Annotated in this window: 14 protein-coding genes; all 14 read right to left on the reverse strand. The window is 33.3% G+C overall.

The features are described 5' to 3' along the window. Positions 1–13 precede the first annotated feature (13 nt). The 14 genes from ispE to tmk all read right to left on the reverse strand — a co-directional run bounded on the left by ispE (position 14) and on the right by tmk (position 11,471). The gene (ispE, locus tag V6C74_RS11455; protein WP_002436768.1) at positions 14–862 is read right to left on the reverse strand and encodes a 4-(cytidine 5'-diphospho)-2-C-methyl-D-erythritol kinase; all 849 of its coding nucleotides are present in this window, start codon (positions 860–862) and stop codon (positions 14–16) included. Positions 863–1,178: 316 nt separating this feature from the next. Further along, entirely contained in the window at positions 1,179–1,442 is a 264-nt protein-coding gene (gene veg, locus V6C74_RS11460) for a biofilm formation stimulator Veg (protein WP_001832193.1), read from the reverse strand. A gap of 99 nt (positions 1,443–1,541) precedes the next feature. Further along, positions 1,542–2,432 (reverse strand): 16S rRNA (adenine(1518)-N(6)/adenine(1519)-N(6))-dimethyltransferase RsmA, encoded by an 891-nt coding sequence (gene rsmA / locus V6C74_RS11465; protein ID WP_103175522.1) that lies wholly within the window; start codon positions 2,430–2,432, stop codon positions 1,542–1,544. Next, entirely contained in the window at positions 2,433–2,984 is a 552-nt protein-coding gene (rnmV, locus tag V6C74_RS11470; RefSeq protein ID WP_002452453.1) for a ribonuclease M5, read from the reverse strand. It abuts the gene before it with no gap. 202 nt (positions 2,985–3,186) lie between these two features. Beyond that, on the reverse strand, positions 3,187–3,957 hold the full coding sequence (locus tag V6C74_RS11475) for a TatD family hydrolase (protein WP_002452452.1): 771 nt from the start codon (positions 3,955–3,957) through the stop codon (positions 3,187–3,189). A 27-nt stretch (positions 3,958–3,984) separates the two neighbouring features. Continuing rightward, positions 3,985–5,955 carry a methionine--tRNA ligase gene (gene metG / locus V6C74_RS11480; RefSeq protein WP_016898886.1) on the reverse strand — a complete coding sequence of 657 codons (1,971 nt, stop codon included), beginning with the start codon at positions 5,953–5,955 and terminating at the stop codon, positions 3,985–3,987. 214 nt (positions 5,956–6,169) lie between these two features. Beyond that, entirely contained in the window at positions 6,170–7,009 is an 840-nt protein-coding gene (gene rsmI, locus V6C74_RS11485) for a 16S rRNA (cytidine(1402)-2'-O)-methyltransferase (protein WP_002452450.1), read from the reverse strand. 1 nt (position 7,010) lies between these two features. Beyond that, the gene (locus V6C74_RS11490) at positions 7,011–7,259 is read right to left on the reverse strand and encodes a GIY-YIG nuclease family protein (RefSeq protein WP_002436834.1); all 249 of its coding nucleotides are present in this window, start codon (positions 7,257–7,259) and stop codon (positions 7,011–7,013) included. Further along, positions 7,252–7,977, reverse strand: a complete 726-nt coding sequence (locus V6C74_RS11495) for a tRNA1(Val) (adenine(37)-N6)-methyltransferase (protein ID WP_016898885.1) — start codon at positions 7,975–7,977, stop codon at positions 7,252–7,254. Before V6C74_RS11495 ends, V6C74_RS11490 begins: the two co-directional genes overlap by 8 nt. Before the next feature lie 96 nt (positions 7,978–8,073). Beyond that, positions 8,074–8,421, reverse strand: a complete 348-nt coding sequence (gene yabA / locus V6C74_RS11500) for a DNA replication initiation control protein YabA (protein WP_002436812.1) — start codon at positions 8,419–8,421, stop codon at positions 8,074–8,076. A 16-nt stretch (positions 8,422–8,437) separates the two neighbouring features. After that, entirely contained in the window at positions 8,438–9,241 is an 804-nt protein-coding gene (locus V6C74_RS11505) for a stage 0 sporulation family protein (protein WP_002452448.1), read from the reverse strand. Position 9,242: 1 nt separating this feature from the next. After that, positions 9,243–10,169, reverse strand: a complete 927-nt coding sequence (locus V6C74_RS11510; RefSeq protein ID WP_002436832.1) for a DNA polymerase III subunit delta' — start codon at positions 10,167–10,169, stop codon at positions 9,243–9,245. Between the two features lie 327 nt (positions 10,170–10,496). Next, positions 10,497–10,826: a cyclic-di-AMP receptor gene (locus V6C74_RS11515; RefSeq protein ID WP_002452447.1), complete on the reverse strand. Its 330-nt coding sequence runs from the start codon at positions 10,824–10,826 to the stop codon at positions 10,497–10,499. Positions 10,827–10,853: 27 nt separating this feature from the next. Then, positions 10,854–11,471 (reverse strand): dTMP kinase, encoded by a 618-nt coding sequence (gene tmk, locus V6C74_RS11520; protein WP_016898884.1) that lies wholly within the window; start codon positions 11,469–11,471, stop codon positions 10,854–10,856.

Consider the following 11,471-nt stretch of genomic DNA (forward strand, 5'->3'; position numbering starts at 1 on the left):
TTTTCAAACCCTTCTATCCTAATAATCTTACTAAATATACTTCGTTGCAACATCCGTTAACTGAATTATAAATGTTTTTAGCCTGTCGCTCTTTTTGAGCTAAACCATATACCGTTGGACCACTCCCGCTCATTAATGCACCATCAGCACCGCATTGTAACATGTTATCTTTCAGCTTTTTTATTTCTGGATGCATTGATATCGAAATAGGCTCTAAACGGTTAGATAAGCTCTCACATAATTGATAGTAATTGTTTGTTTTTAAAGCCTGTTTGCACATATCGTTATTTACGACATGCTTTTCGTTTAAATTTAGTGCTTTAAATACATCTGGAGAGGATATTCCTAAATCTGGTTTAGCCAAAACTACCCATGCAGAAGGTGGTTTATCTAAAAATGTCACACATTCACCTCGACCAGTACATACTGCAGTCTTATTATAAATACAAAACGGGATATCCGTCCCAATTTGTATACCTAGTGCCGATAATTCATCTAATGATTTACCTAACTCAAACAAACGATTCATACCTCTCATCGTTGCTGCCGCATCCGCAGAACCACCAGCTAATCCAGCCGAAACTGGTATATCTTTATCAATGGTAATTGTAACGCCCTCTTTAATATTATACGTATCAACCATCAATTGCGCCGCTCTGTAAGCAAGGTTCTTGTGATCATTAGGCACATAATTATGTTCAATATCTACAACAATCTTTTTATCTTTGCGTTTTTGAAAAGATAATCGATCGTTTAAATCAATCGTAGTCATAATCATTTCTATTTCATGATAACCATCATCTCTTTTGAAAAGGGTATCGAGCGTAAAATTTATTTTGGCAGGTGCCGTTTCATATATCATTTTTCCGCCCTCTCTTCGAATTGTTAATAAGATGATTTTAACATAAAGGTCTTAAATATTTGATAGATTACCTTCAATTTTTCGTAAAATCTTAATGAAATACATTTTAAAAAGTAATAATATACGTTTTTTGATTTTTTAAAATATAAATTTTTATATGAGCCGTATTTGAAAAGTCCTGAGTAACTATGACTCAAACTTTACGAGGACCTTATACCAAAAAAGAGTATTGAACTTTTCGCCCAATACTCACCTTAATAAATATAATATAAAACTGTGAAGTTTAGAGTAATCAATCACTCTTATGTGTTTATAATTAGTGTGCTACTGCTTCTTGATGATTATCTTCTTCAAATGAAACTTGTACGTTCTCTGTAAGCACATCAGTGTATGTATAAGATACGCGTTCAAAGTTGTGTTTATCTTGATCTAACTCGACAATGAATACTGAAGGATATGTTTCTTTTAAAACACCTGAGCGTTCAATTGTCTTTTTGCGTCCACCATTGGCTTTAAGTACAATACGATTTCCTAAATGACAATCAATAGAATTTTTGATGTCCAAAATTGATTTTGGCATATTGCCCCACCTCGCTACAAGTTACATAATACCATATTTAGAGCGTTTTCGTCAAATAAAATTTAAATTTTATCAAGGTAAATGACCTTTGTCAACATATTAATTTTCTAATTCTGGGAATTTTTTCTTTTCCTCATATAAATTAGCAAAATCATGTATTGTAAGCGTTTCACCACGTCGTTTTGGATCAATTTCTGCACTTTCCAACCAATCTAATATTGACGCTTTATGCTTTTTACCATCTTTAAAAAAGTTTTGGTAGTTATTATTAATTGTTTTACGTCGTTGTGCAAATGCAGCTTTAGCTAATTTAAAAAACGCTTCTTCATTATCAACTTGTACTAAATGTTCTTCACGTTGCATCAGTTTTACTACAATAGAATCAACATTTGGAGGTGGCATAAACACCGATTTAGGCACTGTCAGAACTTTACTTGTCTCTGTATAATATTGAGCAACTATTGAAAGTGAACCATATGCTTTAGTACCTACAGTTGCATTAAGACGTTCACCAACTTCTTTTTGCATCATTACCACATAACCATCTATAGGTATATCTTGTTGCATTAAATTTAATAATATAGGCGTAGTAATATAATAAGGTAAATTTGCCACAACCATGATTTTTTCACAATCACTTAGGTGTGTATGAACTGCTTTACTAATATTAGCTTTTAATATATCTTCATTAATAATTGTCACATTATCATATGGAGCAAGGGTATCCTTAAGAACTGGAATTAATCTTTGGTCTATTTCAAAAGACATCACTTTTTTAGCATTTTTAGCAAGCTGTTCAGTCAATGATCCCATACCAGGACCAACTTCAATTACGCCCGTAGTATCATCTATTTGACTCTCATCAATAATTTTATTAATTATATTTACATCAACTAAGAAGTTTTGGCCCAAACTTTTTTTAAAGTTAAAACCGTATTGGTCTAATAAAGCTCGCGTACGAGATGGTGTAGCTATATCTTTATGTTCCATTTATTTCTCCCTTCTTTCATCATCAAGTAATGCCTCTCTTACATCCTGTTCTGTATAACCAAATGCGTTAAGTTTCTTTAGCAATTGTTTGCCATTTGAGTGACCAATATGTAGTTTTTGTCCTAATATCTCTCTACGACGTCTTGCATCCTTACCAATAATAAGCCCTAAATCAATAAGTACACTCTTATCAATAGTTTCTTCTGCTTCTTCTAATGGAGAGCTCACATGCATTAAAGCTTCACGAATATCTTTAACGTTTGCATGCTCAATGCCAATTTTACCTCTTTTGTTTTTAGCTTTTTCTCTATCTAAGTAAGCATGTTTCACACCTGGTACATAATCACGTATTGTATGCCGAATTTTATCACCTGGGAAATCAGGGTCAGTCAGTACAATAACACCTCTAGTTTCTTGAGCGTGACGTATAACATTTAGTGTATCCTGATTGATTGCACTACCATTCGTTTCAATTGTATCGCATTCTACAGCAGTTTTAACACGTTCAGTATCATCCCTACCTTCTACAACGATAAATTCATTAATCTTCATATTTATACCTTCCAAGTCTATGACATTTAACTTTATTTTATATAAATAATTCTAATTATTAAAATATGAGCTACTTGAATCTTTAATATTACTATACCGGCACTCTTAAATTTATAAAAAATGAGAAAGATGTCTCATACTTTTAAAAGTGTGATGATATTCATCCTTTCAAAGTCGGACACCTTTCCCACTATAATTATTATTAGTTCAATTTAAATAAACGTTCTGCATTTTCAGTCGTTTGTCGACAAACTTCCTCATAGGACATGTCTCGTAAATCAGCAATTTGTTGTGCAACTAAAGTCACACGTTCTGGTTCATTTCGTTTACCTCTAAAAGGATGTGGAGATAAATATGGTGCATCAGTTTCACATAACAAACGATCCATAGGTACATGTTGTGCCACTTCTTTAGGCTGTTTGGCATTTTTGAAAGTAACTGGACCACCAAGAGAAACATAGAAATTCAACTTGTTTATGACAACATCCGCAATTTCAGGCGAAGCGCTAAAACTGTGCATGATGCCACCGACTTCTTCGGCATGTTCCTCCATTAAAATGTCAACACAGTCTTGAGTTGCTTCACGATTGTGAATAATTATAGGTAATTTCACACGTTTAGCTAGGGCAATTTGCTTTCTAAATACTTCTTTTTGAACATCAGCAGGAGATTTATCCCAATGATAGTCTAAGCCCATTTCTCCGATACCAATAATCTTGGGATGCTTAGACAGGCTTTCAATCCACTCTAATCGTTCGTCTGTACAATCTATAGCATCGACAGGATGCCAACCGATAATTCCATAAATAAATTCATATTTATCTATGAGTTCCATAGTGCGTTCTATAGTAGGTGTATCAAATCCTACTACGAACATTCTATCTACGCCTGCTTCTTGCGCGCGAGATATCACTTCATTTAAATCTTCATCATATTGTTCATCATTTAAATGTACATGTGTATCGATTAACATCATTATCTCTCCTATCTTTAAACAATATTATTTAATGACTGCACCGTTTGGAATTGCACTTGGTAAACTTACTAATGTCAGTACCCCATCTTTCTCTGCTGATAAAATCATACCTTCAGATTTTTGTCCCATTAATTTAGCAGGTTTTAAATTGGTAACTACAGCAACTTTTTTACCAATAATATCTTCAGGTTTATAGAATTTTGCTATTCCAGATACGATTTGACGTTGTTCGTTGTCTAAATCAATTTGAATTTTCAATAATTTATCTGATTTTTTAACATTTTCAGCATCAGTAATTGTTGCAGCTTTAATTTCAACTTTATCAAAGTCTTTAATATCAATTTGTTCTTTACTTGGCACTTCCTCTTTTTCTTCAGATTTAGGTGGTTGCATAGATTCTTTAATATAAGCTATTTCCGCTTCCGTATCTAATCTTGGGAAAATAGGTGTTGGCTTTTCAGTAACTAAGATTGGTTCAGTAAGTGCACCGTAGCTTTCAAGACTTTCGAATTGCGATAATTTAGGGTCATTCATGTTAAGTTGTTTGAAAACTTCTCTTGGTGCATGTGTTAAGAATGGTTGCAGTAAAACAGCTGCAAAACGAATGTTCTCAACTAGATGTGCCATTACATTACCAAGCATGTCACGTTGATTCTCATCTTTAGCTAATACCCATGGTTGAGTTTCATCAATATATTTATTCGTACGGCTAATAAATTTCCAAACCGTTGATAATGCTACAGAGAATTGTAAACTTTCCATATTTTCATTAAAGTTTTTAACTGTTTCAAGTGCCATCGCTTCCATATCTTCATCAAGTTCATGTTTAGGACCTTGATATGCTGGTAACTCACCTTGGAAATATTTATTAATCATTGAAATTGTACGATTAACCAAGTTACCTAGGTCATTCGCTAAATCATAATTCGTGCGTTCAACGAAAGCTTCTGGAGTGAATACTCCATCTGAACCAAACGGTAACTCACGCATTAAGTAATAACGCGTAGCATCTAGACCATAGCGGTCAATTAATACATTAGGATCAACAACATTACCTTTAGATTTACTCATTTTACCGTCTTTCATTAAAATCCAACCATGCGCGAAGACTTTCTTAGGTAGCGGTAAGTCTAAAGCCATTAATAATATCGGCCAAATAATAGAGTGGAAACGTACGATTTCCTTAGCCATTAAATGGATATCTGCAGGCCAATATTTATTGAAAAGTTCTTCATCATCTGATAAATAGCCTAAAGAAGAAATATAGTTTACAAGCGCATCAATCCAAACGTATACAACATGTTTAGGATTTGATGGTACACGAACTCCCCAGTCAAATGATGTACGAGATACAGCTAAATCTTCTAATCCAGGTTTGATAAAGTTATTAATCATTTCATTTTTTCTAGATGGAGGTTGGATGAAATCTGGATTTTCATCATAAAACTCTAATAAACGATCTGTATATTTATTAATATTAAAGAAATAACTTTCTTCTTTAACAAGTTCAACTTCATGTCCGGAATCTGGACTTTTACCCCCTATAATTTCCCCATTTTCATAAACTGGGTCAACAAGTTGTGATTCTGTATAATAAGTTTCATCAGGAACTGAATACCAACCTTCGTATTCTCCTAAATAAATATCACCTTGTTTAAGTAGGCGTTCAAACACTTTTTCAACAACTTGCTTATGACGTTCTTCAGTTGTACGAATAAAATCATCATTTGAAATTTCGAGTTTATCCCATAAACTTTTAATTCCGGCAATCATTTCATCTAAATATTCTAATTCAGTTTTACCAGCTTTTTGAGCTTTTTCTTGAATTTTTTGGCCATGTTCATCTGTACCTGTTAAATAACGAACATCATACCCTTGCATTCTTTTATAGCGCGCAATAACGTCGCCTGCGACAGTAGAGTATGCATGACCGATGTGTAAGTTCCCACTTGGATAATAAATTGGGGTAGTTATATAAAATGTATCTTTAGCCATCACTGGTCCTCCTCATTAATTACATAATAAATGATATCTAAATTTATTTTTCTTTTCAATGAAGTAGCGCACTACTATGTATCAACTTTCACATTCTCTCATCATTTGAAAACGAATTGTCATCATCTTTACTACAATACCATAAAATCGGTGTTTTATGGTGGCTTTCACGTGAATTCATCACTAATTAAATACATGTAGAACTTAATAATTTTTATTCTACATCATGATATATATTGTATACTTCTCCAGTTTTCATTCCACGATCTAGTGCTACTGATTTAATTGCTTTCTTCGGTTTTAATTGATCTCTTTCAATATAATATTCAACATGTTCTTTAATACTTAATTCCTCAAACCATGAGTGATTGACTAAAGGACGTGCGCCTTCAATTAGAATCACAAATTCACCTTTTAGTGGAATGTCACCACTTTGAATCATTTCTAGCATGTGCTCAACTGGTAAAGTCATAAGTTGCTCAAATCTTTTAGTCAGTTCTCTGCCTATAGCTATTTTTCTTATATTATCAACTTTAGCTATTGCTTTGAGTGTGTCAGTAACACGATGTGGAGATTCATATAAAATCAAAGTACTACATTGATACATTCTCTCTTGCAATACGTCTAATTTTTCTTTCTCTTTTCTAGGTAAAAAGCCTAAAAATGTATATGTAAAAGAAGGAAGACCACTTGCCATTAGTGCTGTTAAACCTGCATTAGGTCCAGGGATTGTTTCAACATTTATATTCTGGTTACGTGCTTCAACAACTAACTCATATCCTGGATCACTTATAAGCGGTAACCCCGCATCTGAAACTAAAGCTATATTTAAACCAGAAATGAGTTGCTCAATTAAATACTCTGTTTGTTGTTCTTTGTTATGTTCATGGTACGATTTTAAAGGCGTTTCAATCTCGTAATGGTTACATAACTTTCGTGTCACTCTAGTATCTTCACATGCAATCATATCTACATTTTTTAATGTGTCTACCGCACGAAACGTTATATCAGCTAGATTTCCTATAGGCGTTCCTACTAAAAATAAAGTTGCCATGTTACCCCTCCTCAATCATTTTTAATTTTTTCTTTCTAGAAAATGTTTTAATTTCATACTCTCTTTTTAACGCTTCAGATTTTGTCCCATACATTTCTTGATAAACTAACTCTACCGGACGTCTTATTTTAGTATATTTAGCACCTTTACCTTCATTATGTTTTGCAACACGCGCATTCACGTCTTTCGCATAACCAGTATACAAACTGCCATCCATACATTTAACTATATAAACAAAATGTCTATCCATAATATATGCCTTTCATTTCATCACTATATGTACCATCTTGATTGTAAATATAAAAAGGTTGCTGTATATCTAGTCCTTGTTTCCCACCTTTTCGTCCCTCAACTACAATCGTTTGTGCTGATTTATTAGCTTTACTGTATACAAAAGTGAGTTTCTTAGGTTCAATTTTACCATTTCTCATTTCAGTTAAGACATCCATAAGCCTATCCGCACGATGTACGACGATAAATCGTCCACCTTCCTTAAGCAAATGCCGTGCAGCTTTAACGCAATCAGTGAAATCACACATTACCTCATGACGTGCTATTTTATGCGCTTCTTTTTGATGTTGATTCAGTTGATTCACTTTAAAATAAGGTGGGTTACATGTGACTAAAGTATATTGAGAAGGTTTGAAGGTGTCATATACATTGTTCAAATCCATCAGATACATTGTAAGTCTCTCATCTAAGCTATTGTGTACAAAACTGCGACGAGCCATTTCTACTAATTGGTCTTGAATTTCAATGGCTTCTATCTTTTGATTGCACTTTGCGGCTAATAGCAAAGGTATAACACCGTTTCCAGAACATAAGTCCATGATTCGATCGTTTTTTCTAACTTCAATCAAATGTCCTAATAACAGTGCATCTGTTGAAAAAGAAAACACATCATCATTTTGAATAATCTCATACCCCTCTTTAATTAAACAATCTAATCTCTCATTTTCTTTAAGCATACTTTTACTCCTAAAAAAAGGATGTCATTATAGCATGATTTTCTTTTCATACATATAATACACCCTTAAATTTAATCATATCGACCTTTCAAAACATTAATCACTTAATACATTTAAACACAGTAGGCAATCTTCTCCGTGTCTGTGTTTTCCAAACAATTCGCCTTTACATATATGAAATCCTTCTCGATATAACATAGCTAAATTATCTTTACTTGGAGAAGGCGTTTTAACGTGCTTTGAATGACTTCTTTCTTCATTGTTAGATTCTGACTGCTCGTCTTTCTCCATCAATCTTTTTAGATTATCATTTTCAACTTGCAACGCCACATTCTCTTCAACAAGTTCAACAGCTAAATCTTTGAGTTCAGTCATATCGTTCGTTAATTGTCCTACATTTCGTTCAAGTCGCATTAATCTCTCGAATAATTCATTTCTATTCAAAGGTCGCTAAACCTCCTTAGTTAAACGCTTCAATTTCTTCCATTTTGTACTCTAATGGTTGTTCAAGTCCTTCTATTTTTACTTGCATTGAAATATCTAAAATATTTAAACCTATAACTTTTCCACTTCCATCAGGAGTTTGAACTAACTCACCAACATCGGGCAACTGTGCTCTTGCTTCTTCGTAATAATCATTTTCATATTTCAAACAACACATTAACCGCCCACATGCTCCTGAAATTTTAGTTGGATTCAATGATAGGTTTTGATCCTTAGCCATTTTAATAGATACAGGTTCAAAGTCGCCTAAAAATGTTGAACAACAAAGCGAACGACCGCATGGCCCAATACCACCTAATAACTTCGCTTCATCTCTTACGCCAATTTGTCGTAATTCAATTCTTGTTTTTAAATTTTGTGCCAATACCTTAACTAATTTTCGAAAATCAATACGGTCATCTGCAGTAAAATTGAAAATAACCTTCGACTTATCTAGTGTGTATTCACAATTTACTAAACGCATATCCAAATTTTGTTCCTTTACCACTCTCTTACAAAGTTCTAAAGCCTGTTTTGCGTCGCGCTCATTATTATAATATTGTTCTTCATCTTCTTCATTGACTACTCGAATAATCTCCTTTAAAGGTAAAGTAACATCTTCATTAGCGACATCTTTCGGCGGGAATTTTACAATACCTATTTCAATGCCTCGTTTAGACTCAACGACCACCCAATCGCCAACGTTCACATTTAGTTGGTTAGGCGCATAATATTCCAATTTCCCTGCTTTTTGAAACTGAACACCTACAACATTTGGCATCTCATCTCACACCTCTTATTACTATTTGTTCAAATACGAGTGTTGGATTAACGTTTTGATTTAATTTCTTATGAGCTTCAGTCAGTTGGTCATACATCAGAGTCATTTGATTAAACGTTAAACTTTCCGCGTATTTTTTCATTTCCACACTCAAATCACTATATATAAAATGATTATCTATATTTACTTTTGCATGCATCATGTCTTCAAAAAAACCATTTACTGCTGCTAATGTTAACAATTGTAATTTGCGATTCTTAGCCTGTTTAAGCAAATCAATAATACCAATCATCGCCATTGGTTTATTAGATAAAATAAGTTCACACCAACGGATAACTGACTTTCTTAAAGCAGTTAAATCATATTCTTCATTCAATGCTATTGCTGTCTCAACTTGAGTTGTGTATGTACTTATCATTTCAGCAACAGGTTTAGTTAGTGATGCTTCAACCAATCGCTCAATAAACTGTTTTCTATCAATTGGCTTAAAATAAACATGTTGACACCTAGAATGTATCGTATCCAAGATTTGTTCTGGTTTAGTCGATAATAAAATCGCGATTGTATTCTCTGGTGGTTCTTCTAAAAATTTTAGTATACTATTTTCACCTTGAACAGTTAATTTTTCAAAATCTTCGATAATATACACTTTATAGCGTCCTTCAATCGGCAATTGATTCATATAGTGTACGAGTCTTTCTATTTGTTCTTTCTTAATCGTGTTCTCATCAGAAGAAACATACATAAAATCAGGATGATTAAATGTATCAACTTTCAGTTCGCACTGGCTATCCTCTGCACACAAAATCAACTTAGCAAAGTTAATAGCTACATGTTTCATAGTTTGAGCATCGTCACCCTCAAATAAATAAGCGTGTGATAACTTATTCGAATGATATGCATGAGCTAACTGTTGTTGTTCATCCATGATTTACGACTCCTTCTTAATTTCTTATATAAAAAAAGACTACTCAAAAATTAGCTTGAGATTGTAGACATCTTACTTCAATCAAATTTAACAATGCGAACAGTAATCCTTTACATTAATTCATATAATAACGAATTTCAATGCTATAACTCAAAGGATAAACCATGTTTTGAATGAATATGACCTCAATCCTAAGCTACATTTCAAAGCAGCCCAACATTGTAATTAAAATAATTACTATTTCATAACTGAATTGATTCCAGTATAGTCGCTATTAATCAGCTCTTAAAACTACATACACTTGATTTAACGACCATTTATTTCTATTTAAAATTGGTGAAAGGCCTCGATTGGCATAACAAATACTGTTGCTCCACCTACTTCAACTTCAACTGGATATGGAATATATGAATCAGCACTACCACCCATTGGAGTAATTGGAGAAACAAGTTGTTCTCTATTACCACAAGTGTTATCAATAACCGTTAATAGTTCTTCAACACGTTCATCATTAACACCACATAAGAATGTAGTATTACCGGCTCTTAAAAATCCGCCTGTAGTAGCCAATTTAGTTGCTCTAAAATTATTTTTTACGAGTTGGTCTGAAAGTTCTTGACTATCTTGATCTTGGACGATCGCTATAATCATCTTCATTTTATAACACCTCTTATTAATATTATATCACATATTTTTTAAATATTTGATGATAGATTGGTAAGCTTCTTCAACAACATTTTCCAAATCCTGATCCGCATTTACTTTAACAAAACGTTCAGGATCGCTATCGATAATTCTCTGATAACCTTCAATCACTTTCTCATGAAACGCCTTATCTTCCTGATCTAAACGGTTTTGATTACGTTGATTTTTAAGGATACGTTGATGTCCTACTTCAGCACTTACATCTAAATAAATAGTTAAGTCAGGATACAATCCATTTATTGCAAATTCATTTAAAGTTTTCACTTCTTCAATACCTATACCCCTTGCATATCCTTGATAAGCTAAAGAACTATCAATATATCTATCACATAGTACAATTTTATCTTTTTTTAATGCCGGGATAACTTTTTCAACAAGGTGCTCACGTCTTGAGGCTGCAAACAACATCGCCTCAGTACGAATATCCATGTTATTTCCCTCTAATACAACTCTACGTATTTCTTCTCCTGTAGGAACTCCACCAGGTTCACGAGTTGTAATAACATCCATATCTGTAGCTAATTTTTGACTTACTTTCGATATTACAGAGGTTTTTCCTGCTCCTTCAGGCCCTTCAAACGTTATAAAAGCTGACAT

Source organism: Staphylococcus capitis subsp. capitis (assembly GCF_040739495.1).
GTDB classification, from domain to species: Bacteria; Bacillota; Bacilli; order Staphylococcales; family Staphylococcaceae; genus Staphylococcus; species Staphylococcus capitis.

Excerpts from the sequence above, each read along its gene's own strand:
- V6C74_RS11475 (WP_002452452.1), bottom strand. The coding sequence starts at position 3,957 with ATGTTAATCGATACACATGTACATTTAAATGATGAACAATATGATGAA.
- rnmV (WP_002452453.1), bottom strand. The coding sequence starts at position 2,984 with ATGAAGATTAATGAATTTATCGTTGTAGAAGGTAGGGATGATACTGAA.
- veg (WP_001832193.1), bottom strand. The coding sequence starts at position 1,442 with ATGCCAAAATCAATTTTGGACATCAAAAATTCTATTGATTGTCATTTA.
- V6C74_RS11495 (WP_016898885.1), bottom strand. The coding sequence starts at position 7,977 with ATGCTTAAAGAAAATGAGAGATTAGATTGTTTAATTAAAGAGGGGTAT.
- ispE (WP_002436768.1), bottom strand. The coding sequence starts at position 862 with ATGATATATGAAACGGCACCTGCCAAAATAAATTTTACGCTCGATACC.
- rsmA (WP_103175522.1), bottom strand. The coding sequence starts at position 2,432 with ATGGAACATAAAGATATAGCTACACCATCTCGTACGCGAGCTTTATTA.
- V6C74_RS11490 (WP_002436834.1), bottom strand. The coding sequence starts at position 7,259 with ATGGATAGACATTTTGTTTATATAGTTAAATGTATGGATGGCAGTTTG.
- metG (WP_016898886.1), bottom strand. The coding sequence starts at position 5,955 with ATGGCTAAAGATACATTTTATATAACTACCCCAATTTATTATCCAAGT.
- V6C74_RS11505 (WP_002452448.1), bottom strand. The coding sequence starts at position 9,241 with ATGCCAAATGTTGTAGGTGTTCAGTTTCAAAAAGCAGGGAAATTGGAA.
- V6C74_RS11515 (WP_002452447.1), bottom strand. The coding sequence starts at position 10,826 with ATGAAGATGATTATAGCGATCGTCCAAGATCAAGATAGTCAAGAACTT.
- V6C74_RS11510 (WP_002436832.1), bottom strand. The coding sequence starts at position 10,169 with ATGGATGAACAACAACAGTTAGCTCATGCATATCATTCGAATAAGTTA.
- rsmI (WP_002452450.1), bottom strand. The coding sequence starts at position 7,009 with ATGGCAACTTTATTTTTAGTAGGAACGCCTATAGGAAATCTAGCTGAT.
- tmk (WP_016898884.1), bottom strand. The coding sequence starts at position 11,471 with ATGTCAGCTTTTATAACGTTTGAAGGGCCTGAAGGAGCAGGAAAAACC.